The sequence below is a fragment of the Streptomyces profundus genome, from assembly GCF_020740535.1.
GTDB classification, from domain to species: domain Bacteria; phylum Actinomycetota; class Actinomycetes; order Streptomycetales; family Streptomycetaceae; genus Streptomyces; species Streptomyces profundus.
The window spans coordinates 6,982,835-7,002,002 of record NZ_CP082362.1 but is presented as its reverse complement, the minus strand read 5'-3'; the positions used below and the strand labels follow the sequence as shown (position 1 = coordinate 7,002,002).

Here is a 19,168-nt window from a genome sequence, read left to right as displayed (position 1 = left end):
GACAGGAGTGGTTCCCCTTGACAGCGCACTCCGCGACGCTGGCGATCGACGAGGCCGTGCGGGCGCGACGGGCGGCCGGGCTGGCGACGCTCCACCTGGGCTTCGGCGAGGCCGGGCTGCCCGTCGCCCCCGGGCTCACCGAGGTGCTCGCCGCCTCCGCGGGCCGCAGCGGCTATGGGCCGGTGGTCGGTTCGCCGGAGGCCAGAGAGGCGGCGGCCGGCTGGTTCGGCCGCCGTGGGCTGGCCACCGAGCCCGAGCAGGTGCTCTTCGCACCGGGCAGCAAGCCCCTGCTCTTCGCCCTGCTGGCCGCGTTGGAGGGGGATGTGGTGCTGCCCCGCCCCTCCTGGGTCTCCTACACGGCGCAGGCCGCCCTGCTGGGCCGCCGAGTGATCGAGGTGCCCATCCCCGCGGACGCCGGCGGCATCCCCGCGCCCGAGCTGCTGGAACTGTCGCTGCGCCGGGCCGAGGCGGCGGGCGCGCGCCCCGGGGTGCTGGTCCTGACCGTGCCGGACAACCCCACCGGCACCGTCGCCGACGAGCAGCGGATCGCCTCGGTGCTGGCCGTGGCGGCCCGCCGGGGCCTGACGGTGATCAGCGACGAGATCTACGCCGAGCTGGGCCATCGAGGGCCGGTGCCGAGCCCGGCCACGCTCGGCTGGGAACAGACCGTGGTCACCAGCGGGTTGAGCAAGTCCCTCGCGGTGGGCGGCTGGCGCGTCGGCTTCGCGCGGCTGCCGGCCGGCCCGTGGGGGCGGCGCCTCGGCGAGCGGCTGACCGGGATCGCCAGCGAGATCTGGTCCAGCCTGGCCGCGCCCATGCAGGCCGTGGCCGTCCACGCGCTGCGTGAACCACCCGAGATCACGGCGTATGTGACACGGGCGCGGCAGCTGCACGCGCGGGTCGCCGAAGCGGCGCACACCCGGCTGGTGGCCGCCGGCGCGCGCTGCCGTCCGCCGCGGGGCGGCTTCTATCTCTACCCCGACTTCGCCCCCGTCGGCCGGCCGCTCCGGGCGCGCGGCGTCACGACCAGCGCGGCGTTGGCCACCACCCTGTTGGAGCGGCACGGCGTCGCCGCGCTGCCCGGCAGCGCGTTCGGGGATCCCGCCTCCACGCTGACTCTGCGGATCGCGACCGGGCTGCTCTACGGGGAGACGGAGCGGGACCGGCTCGCGGCGTTGGCGTCGCCCGAGCCGGAGGGGCTGCCGTGGATCGACGCGGCGCTGCGCCATCTCGGCGACGCGCTCGCCGCCGTCACCGCCAGGCCCGGCGCGCAACCGCGGGACGCCGTCGCACGCGCGGCGGACGTGGTCCCCGACTGACGGGGCGCGCGCCCGGAGGGACGGCGGGGCCCGCCGCACCGTGGTGCGGCGGGCCCGGGCCGGTCGGTGGCCACCGACGCGCCGTCAGGCGTCGGCGAGGACGCAGGCTCCCTCGTTGAGGGTGAAGACGCTCGGCGTCGAGCTGTCCCCGCCGTGACTGGCGAGGAACCCGAGGGTGGCGCTGGCCCCGGGGGCGATCGTCTCGTTGTGCGGCTCACCGCTGGCCGTCACGGTGGTGCCCGAGGTGGTGAACGCGGCGCCCCAGCCGGAGACCAGCCGCTGGCCCTCGGCGAGCGCGAAGGAGAGCGACCAGCCGGTGAGCGGCTCGTCGCCGGTGTTGGTGACGGTGATGTCCGCGGTCAGCCCGGTGCCCCAGGTCTCGGCGGTGAGGCTGACCGCGCAGGTGCTCGCCGCCGCCGGGCCCTCGAACGTGATGCGGTGCAGCCCGCCGGGCAGGTCGTTGACGGCGTACAGCTCACCGTCGACGGTGGTGGCGATCGACGACACCAGGGTGGAGGTCTCGCCGATGTTGCCGATCTCGGCGCCCTCGTAGCCGCCGCTGCCGTCGGCACGGACGCCGAACACCTTGGACGAGCAGTAGTCGACGGCGACATAGGTGCCGCCCGCCAGGTCGGCGAACTCGGCGCCCCGGTAGACATGGCCGCCGATGACGGCGCAGTTGCCGCCGGTCAGCGGGTAGGTGTAGATCGGGTCGGTGAGTTCGGACGGGTCGGGGCACTGCTCGGGGTCGAACTCCTCAAGCCCCTCGCGGCAGGACCAACCGAGGTTGGCACCGCCCTGCCCGGGAGCCAGGTGGTTGATCTCCTCGTAGCCGCCCTGACCGACATCGGCGATCCAGAGCGAGCCGTCGGCGCTGTCGAAGGAGAACTTCCAGGGGTTGCGCACCCCGTAGGTCCAGATCTCCTCGCGGGCGCCCTCGACGCCGACGAACGGATTGTCCGACGGAACGCAGTAGGCGAGATCCCCACAGCTCGCGCTCACGTCGAGGCGCAGGATCTTGCCCAGCAACGTGTCCAGGCGCTGCCCGGCGGAGAACGGGTCGCCCGAGCCGCCGCCGTCACCGATGGCCCAGTACAGGTAGCCGTCGGGGCCGAAGACGATCTGGCCACCGTTGTGGTTGTCGAACTCGGCGTGCTCCTGGGTCAGCAGCACTTCGAGGGAGGAGTCGTCGAGCCCGTAGCGGGCCAGGGTCACCGCGCCCTCCGGCAGCGCGGTGTAGGCGAGATACAGCTCCTGGCTGTCGGTGAAGTCCGGCGCCGGCGCGATGCCGAGCAGCCCGCTCTCGTTGCCGGAGGGATCCACCACATCCGAGATGTCGAGGATCGGAGCGGTCTCCAGCCCGGTGTCGGGGTGGTACTCGCGGACGGTGCCGAGCTTCTCGGTGATCAGCAGCCGGTCGGTGCCGTCGTCCGGCGCGACCAGGCTGGTGGGACGGCGCAGCCCCGAGGCGACCTGGGTGCTGAGCGCGGTGAGGTCCTCCAACGGGACGGCGGCCGTCTCGACCGGCGCCTCCGCCGCCGACTCCGCCGGCGCCGCCAGGCGGGCGGCGGCGTCGGCCGGCATCGATGCCGAGGCGGTCAGGGGGGCGAGCAGAGCGAGTGGGAGCGCTACCATCAGCGGCCCCAACAAGCGATGTCTCTTCATTTGCGGCTCCAGAGGTGAGGGGGGTGGTTCCCCTGGTTTCGTGGGGGTCTCGAAGTGCCGTGAATCCTCGAACAGGGGAGAGCGAACTGGACACAACTCCGACCACAGCCGGTCAACTTCTCATAGTTTGGGGTGAGTTGCGCCCAGCTTCTGCCAGCGGCCACATACCGGATGCGGCTGGCGCGACGGTATCCGCTCCCTCCCCCGCCACGCCAGATCGCGTACCCGACCTTCGTTCCCTGGAGCGATCCCATAACCCGCCCGCGCTCCCATGGAGCGCCCATTCACACCGGCCGTCCACACCGGCCGTCCACACCGCCAGGAGACGCCGCAGGGGCGCTCGGCGGGAGACCCGCCGAGCGCCCCTGCGCGCGGTCTTTCGTTGCCGGGAGTTCCGGAGGTTCCGGGATCTCCGGGCCGGTCAGTCGGTGGCGGCGGCCGGCGTCGCCGACGGGCCGTCCTCCGAGCCCGCCGCGCCCCTCCTGGACTTCAGCTCCAGCCAGACCGCCAGCGCGAGCAGGATCACCGCGACGCCGCCGAGACCCAGCGGGATCACCGTGCGGACCAGCCAGAGCAGGTTCGCGGCCGAGTCCGCGTCGTCGGCCCGCTCCTTCGTGCCCTCCTCGGTGCCCTCGACGGACATGGCGTTGACCGGCGCGAGCGTCACCGGCCCCTCGGGGCCCTCCGTCTGCGCCACGATGGTCTGTTCCAGCGTGCCGTTGAGGACGGCGCCCGTCTCGGAGTCGACCCAGGCGACGCGCTCGGTGGTGGCCGCGTAGGTCAGCGGCACCAGCTCCGGCAGCATCTCCAGCATCGCCGGGTCGAACTGCTGCTGCTCCGGCGGCAGGGTCTGGGCGATGCCCGCCAGGACGTCCCTCGGCAGCGCCTCGGGGAACCGCGCCTGGATGGCCGGGTCCGCCACCGGGCCCTCGTGGTTCATCACGAAGACATAGGCGTCGCGCCCCTCGACATCCTCGGTGCGGTCATAGACCGCCGGTGCCTCGCTGCCGGTCGTGGGGTCCCAGAAGGTGTAGTCCTGCTCCTTCGGGTCCAGCGGCCAGGAGATCACCAGGCCCTGGTGCTCCTCGGCCTCGGAGCCCTCGGGCGCGGGAACCTCGTCCAGGTCCTTGCGGTCGACGGCCCAGCGGTGGCTGGTGGTGGACAGCTCCGAGTCGTCGGGCCCCTTGATGACGACGTCGTCGGTGACGACGGCGGTGCCCCCGTCGGTGTCGACCACCTGGACGTGCCGATCCAGGGTCACCGGTATGTCGTTGAGGAAGGCGTTGGCCAGATCGCCGGCCTCCAGCGCCTGCGCGTTGAGCATCGACGCCGTGCCGGTGTACTCGAAGACGCTGTCGGTATCGTCCGGAAGCTGGTGCACGCTCGGGTAGACCACGACTCGCGTCACCACCGAGGCGGCCACCAGGACGGCGGCCGATCCAGACAGAATCCAAGTGCTTCTTCGCATGGGCATCTCCCGACTACGCGCACACGGCTTTGTGCGACGGCTGAGACAACCTATGGATCCGCGAGGTACCCCGTCAATGGGCATATGACCCCTGTTCACGGGCGAGAAGGCCGCCATTCCAACTCGCGGGTAACCCGTGAGTGACTCGCCGGTAACCCTGGGGACGCCTCCGGCGCGGGTGACCACCTGGTCACAGGCCCGGGAGCGGCGCTCGCCCCTGCTAGGGTGTGCGACGAACGCGAGCCTCTCGACCGGGATCCCATCCCGCCGGGAGGCTCTTTGTCGTTATCAAGGAGTTGCCATGTCCGATGCCCTGCCCGACACCTCGCCCGAGAGCCGCACGCGGCGGACGATCCCGGACCAGGCGACGAAGACCGTGACGGCCGCCGCGGGCGGCAGCTGGCGGTTGGGCGACCTGACCGTCCACCGGATCGGCTTCGGCGCCATGCGCCTGACCGGCCGGGCCGCGTTCACCCCCGGCGCCGCCAGCGACCGCGGGCGGTCGATCGCGGTGCTGCGGCGGGCGATCGAGTTGGGCGTCAACCACATCGACACCGCCAGCTTCTACTTCTCCGAGCGCCGGTCCGCCAACGAGCTGATCAACAGCGCGCTGGCGCCCTACCCCGAGGACCTGGTGGTGGTCACCAAGGTCTGGCCCGGCCGGGACCCGTCGGGCGAGTGGTTCTGGGCGAGGCCCGAGCAGCTGCGCGGGCAGGTGGAGGAGAACCTGCGCCAGTTGGGACGTGACCATCTGGACGTGGTCAACCTGCGGGTGCCGTCGAGCGTCCGGGACGGCTCGATCGCCGAGCACTTCGGCGCCCTGGCCGAGCTCCGCGAGGCCGGCCTCGTGCGCCACCTCGGCGTCTCCCACGTCCGGCCCGCGCAGTTGGCCGAGGCGCGGACGATCGCGCCCGTGGTCTGCGTGCAGAACCCGTACGGCGTGGGGGCCTCGGCCGAACAGGAGGAGGTGCTGCGCGCCTGCGGCGCGGCGGGCATCGCCTTCGTCCCCTACTTCGCCATCGCCGGCACCGGACGGGAGCGGGGCGCGGTCGCCGCCGAACACGAGGCGGTACACGAGGTGGCCCGCGCCCACGGGGCGACGCCGGCACAGATACGCCTGGCCTGGACCCTGCGCCGGGGGCCACACGTGCTGGCGATACCGGGAACGGGCGACCCGGCCCATCTGGAGGAGAACGTCGCCGCCGGCGCGGTGCGCCTGTCCGACGCGGAGGCGTCCCGCCTCGACGCGATAGCGCGGTAGCGCTTACGGCGCCCTGACGCCGGGGCGCGGCACCGACCCCGTTCCAGCGCGCCGCCGTCGAGCACGTGACCGTCGGTGGGTCAGGTCCGCCAGTAGCCCAGGGCGTGGAGGCGGCGTTTGGGGAGGGCGGCCTCCTTCTTCAGGAAGGCGGCCAGGGTGCGGGTGGTGGCGGTGTCACAGGCGATCCACGCGTAGGCGGTGGTCGGGTCGTCGCCGAGGAGTTCGGGCAGCTCCGCCTCGACCCGGGCGACGAGGCCGGCGTCGCCGTCGGCTCTCGGGACCCGGCGGAGGTCGTGGCGGTCGGGGTCGACGCGGAGGGGGAGGTCCTCGTCGGCCGGGTGCGGCACCTCGAACCAGACGGTTGCCCGGGTGTCGGGGTAGGCGTCGAGGAGGGAGTTGATCGCGGGGAGCGATGCCGGGTCGCCGACCAGCAGCAGCCGGTCGGGCGCGGGGTCGGGGCGCGGGAAGCCGGTGCCCTGGAGGGTGGCGTCGATGGTGTCCCCGGGGACGGCGCCCCGGGCCCACGCGCTGGCGGCGCCCTGGTGCAGGGCGAACTCCAGCGCGAAGGTGCCCGCCTCGGGGTCCGGGTCGACGAGGGTGAAGGCGCGCTGGTGCGGCCTGCCACCGTGCTCGAACCACAGCCGGACCCACATCGTCGGGTGCGGCGGCACCTGGGCGAGCAGCCCCCCGTCGGTCACCCGCAGCCGGTGGTAGCGGTCGGTGACGCGTTCGACATGGGTCACGGTGAACGTGAAGTCCTTGCCGCGCATCAGCTTGAGTACGGCGCCTTCCCAACCGTGGGCCATCCGCGGTCCTCTCTGCTCGGGTAAATCCTCCTGGGACAACGGCGGTTGGCCGGTCCGACGACCCCAACCGCCGTTGAGGTTAGGCAAGCCTAGCCTAAGTGCGCCGCCGGGGCGTCAGGCCGAGGTGGTGGAGCCGGGGCGCACGATCATCAGGACGACGACAACCGCCCAGAGCAGGTTGAAGATCCCGGTCAGCATGGCCAGCCGACGCGCGGCGCGCGCCGCCCCCTCGGGGCGGGACGCCGACTCCAGGAGTCGTTCCTGCGCGGGCAGGATGACGCCGGCGAGGAGCACGGCCGCGACGGTCGTCAGGATCAGCGAGGCGATCAGCCAGGCGTCGGTGAGCACCCCGAGCTGCGCGCCCGTCGCGATGCCGAAGACCGGGACGGTGACGCCGACGACGGTGTAGGCGCGGCATATCCGATGCAACAGCACGGCGCCGCCGCGCCCCGCACCGCCGGAGGCGTCCGAGGCTTCCGGTGCGCCCGGTGCGGCGCCGACGGACGCCGGGACGCGCACGAAGCGGGGGAACATCGAGGCGGCGACGGCGATCGGGCCGATCGCGAGGATCGCCGCCAGGACGTGCAGGGACAGCAGAAGCTTGGTCACCGTGAGCCTTTCCACAGCCGGAGTTGAATATATTGGCTGCCAATAGATAGCACGCCTACGCTTTCTATAGGTAGGCTGCCTACTCATGAAGTCAGACGCGGTACGAGGACATCTGGACGGGCTGCTGCTCGCCGTGCTGGAGCCGGGGCCCCTGCACGGGTACGCGATCATCACCGCCGTCCAACAGCGCAGCGGGGGCGTGCTCGACCTGCGCACCGGCACGATCTATCCGGCGCTCCAACGGCTGGAGCGGCTCGGCCTGCTCAGCAGCGACTGGGAGACGGCGGGCGGACGCCGGCGCCGTCGGTACGCGCTGACGGACGCGGGGCGGCGCGCGCTGGCCGGGGAACGGGACAGCTGGCACGCCTTCACCTCGGCCATCGACGCGGTGCTCAACCCGACACGTCCGCTCGGGACAGGCGGATGAGCGGCACGCGGGGCGCCGAGGAGTTCGTCGAGCGACAGGTCGCGGAGCTGGCGGACGCCCTGGACGGGCCGGCGCGCGTCAAGTCCCGGCTGCTGCGCGAGGCGCGCGAGGGGCTCAGCGAGACGCTGGCGGCCCACAGGGCGGCGGGGCTCCCCCTTGAGCGGGCCGCCCGGCGGGCGGTGGCGGAGTTCGGGAGTCCGGCCGAGTTGGCGCCCGCCTACCAGCGGGAGTTGACCGTCGCCCAGGCGCGGCACACCGCGCGGGCGCTGCTGCTGGTCGCGCCCTTCCTGCTGGCCTGCTGGTACCTGGTCGGCGGCGCGGCCACCGGCGGGGGCGTGGCGCGGCTGGGGGCCATCTCGTTGGCGGGCGCCGCCGGGGTCGTGGCGCTGCTCGCCGGGGGGACGTTGGCCGCGACCGGTGCGCTCTCCCGCTGGCTGCCCACTCCCCGCCGGCTGCCGGGGACGGTCGCGTGGGCGGGCACCACGGTGAGCGTGGCCATGGCGGTCGCCACGCTGACGCTGGCGCTGGCCGCGCTGGTGGCGGCGAACTGGCCGCTGCTCGCGCTCGCCGGCGGCCTCACCGCGCTCTCCCACGCGACGGTGGCGGGCTCGGCCCGCGCCTGCCGCCGCTGCGCGCGCCTGACGGTCCCGGCCGGCTGACCCGGCGGCGTGGCGAACGCGATCCCGCTGGCTGGCGGGGCGGACTACGGCGGGCATGGGGTGCGGCCGGGAGACGGTGCGGCGCCCGGCCGGCCCGGCCTCGCCGTTTGTCGCCGCGCTGTTCGGCCTGCTGGCGGAGCGGGGGTTCAGTAAGGCACCGCGCCGTCTCGGCCGGGACATCCTCAGCCGTCTCCCGGGCCGGGTGCCCTCCGGAATCGGGTGGTGGCCGGGGTGCGTCCCTGGGGCCCGCCGACACCGTTCTCCGTCGGGGCAGGCCGGTCGCCTGCATCGACTTCGACATGGCGGCGCCGGGCAGTCCGCTGCTGGCTCCGGGCCCTATGGCCTGGCTCTGGTGCGACCGCGTCGGGGAGACGGCGCCGCCGGTCGCCGAACAGGTGGCCGGGGTGCGGGCGTTGGCCGACTGCTGCGGGCGCGGGGCGCCCTGGTGGACGTGATCGTGGAGCGGCAGGCCCGCGATGTCCGCTTCTGGCTGGTGAAGCGGGGTGGGCCCGGAGTCGTTCCGGTGCCGGCGGAGCGGCGGGCCGCACTGGTCGACTGGTCCCGGCGGGCGCTGGCGTTCAGCTGGCGCACCGGGAGGTGTGCGCCTCGGCGCCGCGCTGACGGGCGGGTGGGCGCGGAGCGCGGAGCGGCGCCGGTGGGGGCACCGCTCCGCGCGGCCGGTTCAGTGGCCGGGGGTGTCGGTCAGGAGGCCACGCAGGCGCCGATCCTGGGGGCCGACCAGTCTCCGCCCGCCATCACCGTGAAGCCGAAGCTGGTGGACTGGCCTGGCGAGAGGTTTCCGTTGCCGTTGGGTCTCATGGTCATGACGTTGCCACTGCTGTCCCAACTCGGCGTGCCGTTCCAGGTGGTGGAGATCCGCTGGGCGGAGCCGACGGTGACGGTCACCGTCCAGCCGCTGATCGACGCGTCGCCGGCGCGGACGGTGACCTGTCCGTTGAACCGGTCGCCCCAGCGGTCCGTCTCCTGGTACGTCACGGTGCAGGACCCGTCGCCGGGCCCGCCGGGGTCGCCCCCGCCCGGGGTGCCGCCGAGGGCGGCCAGCACCGCGTCATAGGCCGGCTTCTTGTTGTAGTTGCCGTCGAAGAGCAACGGGGTGCCGCTGGCCCGCCAGGAGTACTTGTCCGTGACCCCCCAGACGGTGATCCCGGTGCAACGGGAGATCGCCAGGCAGGCGTTGACCACGGTGCGGTAGCTGTTGGCCTGCGCGGTGCCCGAGCCCTCGATGTCGAGCTCGGTGATCTGCACGTCCACGCCCAGCGCGGCGAACCGTTGGAGGTTCTGCTGGTAGTCGCCGGGCACCGGGGACTGGCTGTTGAAGTGCGACTGGAAGCCGACGCAGTCGATGGGCACGCCGCGCTGCTTGAAGTCGGCGACCATGTTGTAGACGGCGTTGCTCTTCGCGTTGACGCCGTCGGTGTTGTAGTCGTTGTAGCAGAGCGTGGCGCTGGGGTCGGCGGCCCGCGCGGCGCGGAACGCCTCCTCGATATAGCCGTTGCCCAGGCGCTGTTGGAAGGGCGAGTTGCGGCGGGCGCCGCTGGAGCCGTCCTCGAACGCCTCGTTGACCACGTCCCAGGAGTCGATCTGGCCTCGGTAGCGGCCCATCACCTGGGAGATGTGGTCGTTCATCGCGGTGCGCAGTTCGTTGGTGCCCAGACCGCCGACCCAGCCGGGGAGTTGGGAGTGCCAGACGAGGGTGTGCCCGCGCAGCGACATGCCCTGGCCGCGCGCGTGGTTCACGATCCGGTCGGCGTTGCCGAAGTTGAACTGCCCCCGGTTGGGCTGGAGCGCGTCCCACTTCATCTCGTTCTCGGCGGTGGCGCTGTTGAACTCGCGGTTGAGGGTGGCGGTGTAGTCGGACTCGGAGAGGCGGTTGGCGGCGACGGCGGTGCCGAAGTACCGCCCCTGTTCGGCCGCGGCGGCGCCCAGCGTGCTGGCGGCGTGGGCGGTGCCGGACAGGGCGACCACTCCGGTGGCCGAGAGCAGGACGACGGCACTGCCGGCGATCGCCCTGCGGACGGCCAGCCGCCAGCGCGAGGGTCTCTGCTCATGTGCGAACTCGTTGATCATCGCGGTCCCTTCATCACAGGCCGGACGGGCGGACGCGTCGTCCGGAGGGGCGAGATCTGCTGCGGCTCTCAGGGCAGCACGCCGTCTCCCGAAGGCGGCGGAGAGCGACGGTGCCATGGCAATCGGCAACGATCGTGGAAGTAATATGCGCCCACCCTGAGGGGCCGTCAAGAGAAGTTCCCGAAACTTTCCGGATCAACTTGCCGGACTCCGTACCCAGTTGACCGGCGAAGATCCACTGGTCACCGTCACCCGAGGGCGGGAAAGCAGCCGAAATATTTCGGAACACCTCTGGAAGCTTTTCGGAAACGGCTCTCGGTCATGACAGACGCCGCGTCCCGCCGTCACAGGACGGCGGGACGCGGCGCAGGAAGGGGCCGTTCAGACCGCCGGCGCCAGCAGCGCCGCGACCGCTCGGGCCGGTTCCGGATGGCGGGCCAACAGCTCGCCGGCTGGGTCGGCTCCCGGCAGCGGCTGCCACTCCCCCGACGCCCCGACGAGGGCGGCCACCGACGAGCAGGACTCGGGGTGCGCCGCCAGCAGCTCGGCGACCGCGCGGTTCACCGGGGCCGCCGGCGCCTCAACGGCCGACTCCGCCGCCGGGGCGTCCCACGGCGGTATCCAGGCGTCCACCCCGGCGAGCGTGCCGGGGAAGGTGCGGCCCGCCTCCCGCACCAGCACCGGCACCAGCTCGCCCGCCTCCTTGCGCAGCGTGCTGATCAGCTGGGGCAGCCAGGGCAGCAGCGTCGCGTCCGGCAGCCGGGCGAACGCCTTGGAGAGCAGCTCCACCACGAACGGAGCCAGGGTGGGGACCGCCTCAAGGGCCTGGATGAACCCGCTCAGATAGCGCGGGAACGCCGGCACCACCAGCGGGTTGGCGAGGAGTTCGTCGCACCGGGCGCGCAGCTCGGCCGTCGAGATCAGATCGAGACGGGCCATCGCCGCCCAGAGCAGGGCCACCTTGTCCGGTGCGCTCGGATGTGACTGCCGTACCGCCAGCTCCAGTTGGGTGCGTTCGCAGCCGAGCGAGAGCGCGAAGCTCTCCATCCCGAAGAGGAAGCCCAACATGGCGCCCACCTGCCGTGGCCCGGCCTCGTCGTCGGCGAACGCGGTCGGCAGCAGGGTGCAGTAGTGCGCGTAGCCGCCGGTGACGAAGGCCTCCGCCCACGGGGGCGGCCCCTCGTCGGTGGCGCGGTAGTGCGTCAGCAGCCGCCTGATGCCGCGCAGCACCCGGGGCGCCCCGTCCACGGTGCGTTCGGCGGCCAGCAGCTCCACCGCCCGGGTGCCGAGGTCGTTCCCGAGCCGGGGGCTGTCCAGATAGAGGAGGGCCTCCTCGACCGCGTCCAGCGCGGTGGCCGCCGTGGCGTCGGGGGCCCGCACGGCGTCCCGCAGCCGACGTTCCAGGACCTGCTCGATGGTGACGCCCTCGTAGCCGAGCTGCACCAGGGCCCGCTGGTCGCGGCCGAGGGTGAGATCCCAGCTCTCCTGGATGGACCGCTCCCCCAGCGCCCGGGCGCCCATGATCGGGCGGACCACATCGCCGAGCAGGCGGCGCAGCATCCACAGCAGATCGGAACAGGGCGCCAACTCCGGGTTCTGCCGGAGGTCGAGCAGCGCCCGCTGCTGGGTGCGCGCGGTGAGATTGAGCCCCAGCGGCGCCAGCCGGTCCAGCACGTCCCTGGCCAGCGGCGGCAGCGCGTCATAGCCGACGGAACCCACCCGGTCGCCGCCGAGCAGGATCTCGCAGAGCCGACGCACATCGCGGCGGCCGGGCACGCGGTCCTTCTCGATGCAGGTGACCGCCGCGTCCTCGAAGTCGTACGGGGTAGGCCTGGCCCGCCCGCGCATCCCGGCCAGCAGGATGGACGTCTCGAAGATGGCGATCGCGTCAGCGGTGCTGGCGAGGTAGCGGTTGCGGCGGGCCAGCCGGACGATGTCCACACACCAGCCGAGCAGTTCGTCCTCGTCGAGGACATGGGGCTCGGGTGCGGACTGGAGGAAGCCCGACAGCCGGTCGGTGACGGACTCCCGTCCGGCGGCCGGCGCGGCCTTCGCGGCGCCCGCGCCCTTGGCGGCGCGTTTCTTCGCGGTCTTGCGGCCGTCGAGCCGGAACGGCTTGAGGCGGCTTCGACCGAGCGTCCGCCGCCAGCTCGCCGCCGCGATGGACACCGCCCCCGGGGCGAGACCGAACTGGGCCTCGATCGCGGAGTGGCTGGACGGGATCAGCCCGTACCGCCAGGAGGTGCCCGTGCGGGGGGAGATCGGGAACGGCTCGGCCTCGGACGCCAGGCCGAACTGTTCGACCCGGCTGGCCGCGTGGAAGGCGCCGCAGACGTAGAGGCAGCGCTCGGGGTCGGCGCCCGAGGCGGCGAGGTGCTCCCGCATCCGCGTCCACATGTAGCGCTCGCGGTCCTCGTCGACCGCCAACCGGGCGTGCCGCTCGGGGCGCAGCCGCCTGAAGAGGCTGCCGATCATCACCATCACCTGGCGGTAGGTGGTGTAGTCGGCGCCGGCCAGCGGCTGTTCGACGTACTGGTCCCACCACTCGGACCAGTGCCTGACCTTGCCGTGGTGGAGCAGGTACTCCTCCAGCTCGGCGAACCCGGGCCGCAGATCGCCGATCTCGATGCCGACGGCGTCGCCGTGCAGCGCCCCCTCCTCCGGATCCGAGGGTTCCTCGGCGCCCGGGGCCGGCTCCGGGGCCTTGACGTCCTGCGGCGGGCGGCTCCACTGGAAGACATGGTCCGTCGAGCGGTCGACCAACACCAGCTCCACGCCCGGGGTCTCCAGGGCGTAGGCGATCGCCTGGTACTCGGCCGACGCCTCGGTGAGGGGCGCCACCACGCTCAGCGGCGCCCACTGGGCGGGGAAACCGTCGATCTCGGTGGCGAACGCCTGGAGCGCGACGGGGAGTTGGCAGTTGTGCAGCTCGTCGACGAGCGGGCGCAGGTCCTCGCACAGCTCCAGGTAGACGACCTGGGGCCGCTTCTCCCGCAGCCGGCGGACCATGGCGAGCGCCGAGGCGGGCGAGTGGTGGCAGACCGGGAAGATCTCCAACTCCTCGCGCAGCGCCCGGTCCACGTCCTCGACCATGCCGGCGAGGATGTCGGGCACCGCGTCCCCGTGGCCGGCGAACTCCACGGCCGCCTCGCGCAGCCGTTCGCTCAACGCGGCGAACGGGCCGGTGGCCTCGGCGTCCACGCCGTCCTCGCTTCCGCCTGTGCGTTCCTGGACGATCTCGCTCACGACAGGGTCGCTATCGCCTCGCGGCCACCGTTGAGGAAGTCCTCCCAGGGGCCGCCCTGGTCCTTCTCGCCGCGCGGCTCCACTACGCCGTGCCAGAACTTGTTGAGAATGGCCAGGTCCTCGGGGCTGCGGCGGGCCAGCGAGCTGACCAGCGAGCCGGCCAGGGTGCCGGCGCCGAGGACCCGGTCGCCGAAGAACTGGCTGTGCAGGATGGCGTCCTCAAGGACGCCGATCTGCTCGGCGGTGGAGAGGGCCGACTCCAGCTTCTCGTCGTCGCTGGCGGCCGAGGCCGAGGCGGCGCGCAGATCGGCGAAGCTCTGCAACAGGATGTCGAGCAGCGAGGGCGGCACCTCAAGGTCGATCTGGTGTCGGCGCAGCAGCTCCCTGGTGCGGAAGCGCACGATCTCCGCCTCGCTGCGCTTGTTGGTGACCACCGGGATGCGGACGAAGTTGAACCGCCGCTTGAGCGCGGACGACAGGTCGTTGACCCCCCGGTCGCGGCTGTTCGCGGTGGCGATGATGGAGAATCCCGGCTCGGCGAAGACGATGTTCTCAGGGGTCTCCCCGTCTCCGTCTCCCAGCTCGGGGATGGAGACGTACTTCTCGGAGAGGATCGAGATCAGCGCGTCCTGGACGTCGCTGGTGGCCCTCGTCAGCTCCTCGAAGCGGCCGATCACGCCACGTTCCATCGCCGTCATGATCGGTGAGGGGATCATCGACTGCCGGGACTGGCCCTTGGCGATCACCATCGACACGTTCCAGGCGTACTTGATGTGGTCCTCGGTGGTGCCGGCGGTGCCCTGGACGACGAGGGTGGAGTTGCGGGAGATGGCCGCCGAGAGGAGCTCGGCCAGCCAGCTCTTGCCCGTCCCCGGATCGCCGATCAACAGCAGCCCGCGGTCCGATGCCAGGGTGACGATGGCGCGTTCGACGAACGCCCGGTCGCCGAACCACTTCTGCGGGATCTCCCGCTCCAGCCCGTCGGCGCGCTCGGAGCCGAGGATGAACAGGCGCACCATGCGCGGGCTGAGCCGCCAGGAGAACGGCTTGGGCCCGTCGTCGACGGACTCCAGCCAGTCGAGCTCGTCGGCGTACTTGGCCTCGGCCGGGGCGCGGAGCATGTTGTCGGTCATCTGTCGTCTCCTAGGCGAGAAAGTTCTTGAGTTCGAACACGAGCTTGCGGATATGCCCGGAGATCACCGGGGTGCCCTGCTCCTTGAGGCGCTGACGGAACGTCGGGTTGACACTGGCGCGACCGGAGCTGTTGACGGAGCCGACCGGGATCAGCCGCACGCCGGAGCGGTGGACCGACTGGAAGTCGGTGAGCAGGGCCGGGTTGTCGTAGAAGTCGGAGATCCACACCAGCACCGTGTTGCCTGGCTCGGCGATCTTCGGCCGGGCCAGCTCCATCGCGACGGTGCCGTTGGTGCCGCCGCCCAGCCGGGTGCGGAGCAGCACCTCGAACGGGTCGTGCACCCAGGGCGTCAGATCCAGCGCGCGGGTGTCGTAGGCGACGAGATGCACATCGACCTTGGGCAGCCCGGCGAAGATCGAGGCCAGGATGGTGCAGTTGACCATCGCGTCGACCATGGACCCGGACTGGTCCACCACCACGATCAGCCGGGAGGGGGTGGTCCGCCGCGCGCTGTGCCGGTAGAACAGCTGGTCCACATAGAGCCGTTCGTCCTCCGGGCTCCAGTTGGTGAGGTTCTTCCAGATGGTGCGCTGGATGTCCAGGTTGCGGAAGACGCGCTTGGGCGGGACGGAGCGGTCGATGCTGCCGACGGTGGTCCGCTCGACCTGGGTGCGCAGCACCTCGGCCACCTCGTCGACGAATCGGCGGATCAGCGCCTTGGCGTTGGCCAGCGCGACACCCGAGAGGTTGTCCTTGTCGTGCAGCAGCTGCTCGATCAGCGACATGCTCGGGGTGAGCATCGCCGCCCGCGCCGAGTCGGCCAGCACCTCGCGCAGGCGCATCCGCTTGACGAGGTCGGCCTCAAGACCGGAGAGGATGCCGGACAGCTCGGCCGGGTCGGCGCCGCCGAGGGCGCCCCGGCACCAGGCCGCGTCCTGCTGCCAGCTCGCCAGCTGACCCGCCGTCACCGAACCCGAGCCGGTGGCGAAGGCGTTGAGCAGCAGCTTGGAGACCAGGGCCGCGCGGCGCACCGAGAGCTCCGGGTCCTCCGGACCCTCCGGCGCGTCGGCGTGCTCGGGGAGCACCTGGCGGAAGGCGTCCCCCAGCTCGGGGAAGCGCTGCACCAGGTTGTCCACGGACGTACCCGGGTCGAGCAGTGCGGGCGGCAGCCCGAGGTCGTCGACGACGGCCACGCTTGACTGCTCCAGGCTCGGCTGTTCGCCGGCGTCGAAGAGACGGGCCAGCATCCGCCAGTAGAGGACCTGCCGGCGGTTCTCGGCGGCCGAGGCTGCCGAGGCGGCCGGGGCATCGGACGCGGCGGAGGCCGTGGGCGGGGCTTCGGGGCCCTCGGTCGGGTGGTTCTCTGCCTGGGTCATGAGCGCAGCAACCGTCCCGCCCGCTCGCGCAGCACGGCGACCGCGTCGCCCGTCCTGGCCTCGGCCTTGGCGATCTTGGGGTCGGTTGGGCCGAGCGCCCAGTCGCCGTTGTGCGCCTCGACCCGCTGGCGTTTCACGGTGGCGCGCACCGCGAGCGGGCGCAGCGTCCAGCCGCGGTCCCAGCCCAGCAGGCCGATCACCTCCGATGAGGCGCCCACGAGTTGGCGGGTCAACGGGCCGCTGCTCGGCAGCTGGTCGAGGGCGAGCGGGAGAGCGTGCCCGTCGAGGTGAAGGGTGTCGCCCTTGACGGTGTACCCCTCCAGCAGCACCGGCTCGGCCAGCCGCACCGGATGGCGGTCCAGCGGCGGCACGGGCGCGGCGAGCGCGTCCGGGAGTCCGGCCCTGGCGGTGACGAACGGGTCGGCGGGCTCGCCGGGACGCGCGCGGTCGTCGTGCCAGCGCAGGTCGCCGCCGGCGTGCAGCGGCATCTCGGCGATCTCCAGCGCGCGGCGCTCGGCGAGCGCCCCCAGCAGCACCGGATGCCGGTGCAGCACCCGCCAGACGGCGGGGCCGACGATGGTGTCGACCTTGGCCGCGCCGACCCCGACCCGCACCAGCCGCGTCGGCGCCTCGCCGCCCTGCTCCAGCAGGGCGTGCACCACGACCTGCACGCTGGTGCCGTGCTCGTGGATCTCCGTGCCCAGCGGCAGCAGGCGGCCCGTGACCGGCGCCGCCTCCGCGTCGTCGGGCGCCCACGGGCCCGGCTGGGAGAGCAGCAGGGCGCGGGACCACAGATCGGACCAGCGGCGGACGGGGAGGCGTTCGGCCGTGGCCAGCGGGCCGAGGGCGTGCAGCTCGGCGGCGAGGCCGTCCACCAGAACGGCCAGCCGGCGCGTCGCCGGCTCGTCCCACAGGGCCTCGACCAGCGGGTCGACCGACGAGACCAGATCGTCCCCGACGCCGCGCCAGCCGACCAGGGCCAGCTCCCGCAGCCAGGAGCGCGCTCCGGCCAGCCTCGGCTCGGCCAGCCGAGCGCCGTCCGCCGCCTCGGGCCAGGGCTCCCTGGCGCGGCCCAACGCCGCGTCCAGGGAGGCGAGTCGGGCGTCGTGCACGGCGCCGAGCAGGGCGGTCCTGGCCCCGGCTACGGCGGCGAGATGCTCGTCCGTGGCCGAGCCGGCAGCGGTCTTCTCCACCGCCTCGGCGACGGCCGGGCCGAGCGGCGAGGCGGCCACGGCGCCCGCCAGCGCGGTCAGCGCCGCGGCGCGGTCGGCGCCCAGCCGGGCGAAGCCCTCCACCAGGGCCTCGTCGCAGCCGGTCACCACGGCCATGGCCGCGTCGACGCCGTCGGGCTCCTGGCCCAGCAGCTCGGCGAGTTGGATACCGAACATCAGCCGGCCACCGCCCCCGCCGCCGGGAACCACGCCATCTCCGGCACCGGCGCCGTGCTGTCCGGCCGTTCCAGATAGGCGAGATGGCGCAGGAACCGGCTGAAGACGGCGCCGGCCGGGACGCCCGTCGGCCCGGCCCGCAGCCCCCCGAGCACGCCGTCGTTCTCGCCGACCTCGACGCCGAGATAGCGGGCCACGCGCTCCACGCCGTACTGGATCTCGGCCTCCTTGACCAGCGCCTGGAGGTGCTTGCAGGGGTAACGGGAAAGCCCGCCGCACGGCCGGTTGTTGTTGGTGCCGCAGCTGAGGCCGTGGCTGTGCGCGGCGATCGCCGAGACATAGACCCGGGCGATGTCCGAGCCGCTCGACACCACGCCCTGCAACCGCCCCTCGGCCAGCTCGACGAAGGGCACCTTCGCCAACTTGCGGGAGCGCACGGGCGGTACCACCCGCACCGTGCCGCGTTCCTCCCACGCGGTTGTGTCCGCGTTCACGATCATCGACCTCCAGCTCGCACCTGACGCCTCAACGGGAGGACCACCCGGGAAACGGCATGCCTGACACCCCGACTGACGTGGGGGAACACAGGGTTGACCGCCTCGAAGCGAGACCGTGGGCCTCGTTCGGTGATCCGAGAGACAGCATGGTGCACCCCACTGACAATCCCCGTTCGCCCCGCCCCTCCCCGGCCCCCGCCCAGGGCCCCGGCCGCGCCTGGGATGTGGGCGGTCCAACCCGGGCGACGGCGATCCGAACGAGAACGGGACCGGTACGCACCCGTGACATGGGCGCGCCGATGTGAAGGTTCCGCGACCATAGAATCACCAGCCGTAGGGGTGGGACACAACGAAAGACGGGGGATGCTCATGCGTCGGGTTCGGAGGGGGCCGAGACGCGCGACGGCACTGGCCGCCGGCCTGCTGGCGGTCGCGCTCGCCGGCTGTGGGACGTCGGACGCCGAGGAGGAGCCGCGCAAGGCCGGGGAGTCGCCCCGGGGTGACACCGCGGAGGACCCGGAGGAAGACGGCGACGAGCCCGAGGAAGACGACGACGAGACGGGCGGCGTCGGCGCGCTGCCGGACGCGTACGACTTCACGCCCGACCCCGACCTGCTGCCGACCACGGCGGCGGAGGCCAGGGCCCTCATGGAGGGCGCGCATGTGGAGCCGGACATCTGGTGGCCCGGGCTCGCCCCCGACGACCCTCACGAGGTCGCCGGCACCTGGACGGTGTTGGGCGACGACTGCGACTGGTCGCGTGCCGAGCTGCCGGACGGGGTGCTCGACTCGCTCACCCGCCGCTACCAGCTGCCGGCCACCGACGACCTGGGGCAGGCGCTGGCGACCGTCACCGTCTCGGCGCACCGCGACGACGCGGGTGCCGACGCCGAGATGGCCGCCACGTTGGACGAGAGCTACCGCTGCCCCGACCAGGAACTCGGCGACGGGCAGCGGCTGTCGGGGCTGATGTCGCTTGAGTACCCGGAGGAGGAGGTGCTCAACGCGGACGCCTCGCTCTTCGAGATGGGGCAGTGGACCGGGCCCGACAGCCCGGTGCCCTACTCCTATCTGTGGGTGAAGTCCCGGATCGGCCCGGTCACCGCGTCCGTCGCCGTCAAGGGCGGCCCGGGGCACGAGGACATGGAGCTGATGCGGATGGCGGCCGAGGGCCTGGCCCGGGTGCTGTACCAGATCGAGCTGGAGCTGACGTGACGGGGAACG

15 protein-coding genes are annotated in these 19,168 nt (G+C 72.8%); 5 read left to right on the top strand and 10 right to left on the bottom strand.

Annotated elements, in window-relative coordinates:
- Positions 1-17 precede the first annotated feature (17 nt).
- Positions 18-1,319 (top strand): pyridoxal phosphate-dependent aminotransferase, encoded by a 1,302-nt coding sequence (locus K4G22_RS29380; RefSeq protein ID WP_228083497.1) that lies wholly within the window; start codon positions 18-20, stop codon positions 1,317-1,319.
- 84 nt (positions 1,320-1,403) lie between these two features.
- On the opposite strand, the gene K4G22_RS29375 is transcribed toward K4G22_RS29380, so the two are convergent.
- Positions 1,404-2,954 carry a PQQ-dependent sugar dehydrogenase gene (locus K4G22_RS29375; RefSeq protein WP_228083496.1) on the bottom strand — a complete coding sequence of 517 codons (1,551 nt, stop codon included), beginning with the start codon at positions 2,952-2,954 and terminating at the stop codon, positions 1,404-1,406.
- A gap of 451 nt (positions 2,955-3,405) precedes the next feature.
- Positions 3,406-4,452, bottom strand: a complete 1,047-nt coding sequence (locus K4G22_RS29370; protein ID WP_228083495.1) for a porin PorA family protein — start codon at positions 4,450-4,452, stop codon at positions 3,406-3,408.
- A gap of 301 nt (positions 4,453-4,753) precedes the next feature.
- Here K4G22_RS29370 and K4G22_RS29365 point away from each other — a divergent pair, with 301 nt between their 5' ends.
- Positions 4,754-5,713: an oxidoreductase gene (locus tag K4G22_RS29365; protein WP_228083494.1), complete on the top strand. Its 960-nt coding sequence runs from the start codon at positions 4,754-4,756 to the stop codon at positions 5,711-5,713.
- Positions 5,714-5,793: 80 nt separating this feature from the next.
- On the opposite strand, the gene K4G22_RS29360 is transcribed toward K4G22_RS29365, so the two are convergent.
- Positions 5,794-6,519 carry a siderophore-interacting protein gene (locus tag K4G22_RS29360; protein WP_228083493.1) on the bottom strand — a complete coding sequence of 242 codons (726 nt, stop codon included), beginning with the start codon at positions 6,517-6,519 and terminating at the stop codon, positions 5,794-5,796.
- Positions 6,520-6,633: 114 nt separating this feature from the next.
- Positions 6,634-7,128 carry a hypothetical protein gene (locus K4G22_RS29355; RefSeq protein WP_228083492.1) on the bottom strand — a complete coding sequence of 165 codons (495 nt, stop codon included), beginning with the start codon at positions 7,126-7,128 and terminating at the stop codon, positions 6,634-6,636.
- An 85-nt stretch (positions 7,129-7,213) separates the two neighbouring features.
- Here K4G22_RS29355 and K4G22_RS29350 point away from each other — a divergent pair, with 85 nt between their 5' ends.
- Together K4G22_RS29350 and K4G22_RS29345 are read left to right on the top strand one after the other, a co-directional pair.
- The gene (locus K4G22_RS29350; protein WP_228083491.1) at positions 7,214-7,555 is read left to right on the top strand and encodes a PadR family transcriptional regulator; all 342 of its coding nucleotides are present in this window, start codon (positions 7,214-7,216) and stop codon (positions 7,553-7,555) included.
- Positions 7,552-8,214: a permease prefix domain 1-containing protein gene (locus K4G22_RS29345; RefSeq protein WP_228083490.1), complete on the top strand. Its 663-nt coding sequence runs from the start codon at positions 7,552-7,554 to the stop codon at positions 8,212-8,214. Before K4G22_RS29350 ends, K4G22_RS29345 begins: the two co-directional genes overlap by 4 nt.
- 702 nt (positions 8,215-8,916) lie before the next feature.
- On the opposite strand, the gene K4G22_RS29340 is transcribed toward K4G22_RS29345, so the two are convergent.
- The 6 genes from K4G22_RS29340 to K4G22_RS29315 form a co-directional block, all read right to left on the bottom strand.
- The gene (locus tag K4G22_RS29340) at positions 8,917-10,302 is read right to left on the bottom strand and encodes a glycoside hydrolase family 10 protein (protein WP_228083489.1); all 1,386 of its coding nucleotides are present in this window, start codon (positions 10,300-10,302) and stop codon (positions 8,917-8,919) included.
- Between the two features lie 381 nt (positions 10,303-10,683).
- Positions 10,684-13,539 (bottom strand): DUF5682 family protein, encoded by a 2,856-nt coding sequence (locus tag K4G22_RS29335; RefSeq protein ID WP_228084264.1) that lies wholly within the window; start codon positions 13,537-13,539, stop codon positions 10,684-10,686.
- 5 nt (positions 13,540-13,544) lie between these two features.
- Positions 13,545-14,681, bottom strand: coding sequence for an ATP-binding protein (locus K4G22_RS29330; RefSeq protein WP_228083488.1), 1,137 nt, complete (start codon positions 14,679-14,681; stop codon positions 13,545-13,547).
- 10 nt (positions 14,682-14,691) lie between these two features.
- Entirely contained in the window at positions 14,692-16,059 is a 1,368-nt protein-coding gene (locus K4G22_RS29325; RefSeq protein ID WP_425336763.1) for a VWA domain-containing protein, read from the bottom strand.
- Positions 16,056-17,447 (bottom strand): hypothetical protein, encoded by a 1,392-nt coding sequence (locus K4G22_RS29320; RefSeq protein WP_228083487.1) that lies wholly within the window; start codon positions 17,445-17,447, stop codon positions 16,056-16,058. The genes K4G22_RS29325 and K4G22_RS29320 overlap by 4 nt, the downstream gene beginning before the upstream one ends.
- A complete protein-coding gene (locus tag K4G22_RS29315) occupies positions 17,447-17,941 on the bottom strand; it encodes a hypothetical protein (RefSeq protein WP_228083486.1) in 495 nt (164 codons plus the stop codon). Before K4G22_RS29315 ends, K4G22_RS29320 begins: the two co-directional genes overlap by 1 nt.
- A gap of 372 nt (positions 17,942-18,313) precedes the next feature.
- On the opposite strand from K4G22_RS29315, the gene K4G22_RS29310 reads away from it, so the two are divergent.
- Entirely contained in the window at positions 18,314-19,159 is an 846-nt protein-coding gene (locus K4G22_RS29310) for a hypothetical protein (RefSeq protein WP_228083485.1), read from the top strand.
- The last annotated feature ends 9 nt before the right edge of the window (positions 19,160-19,168 follow it).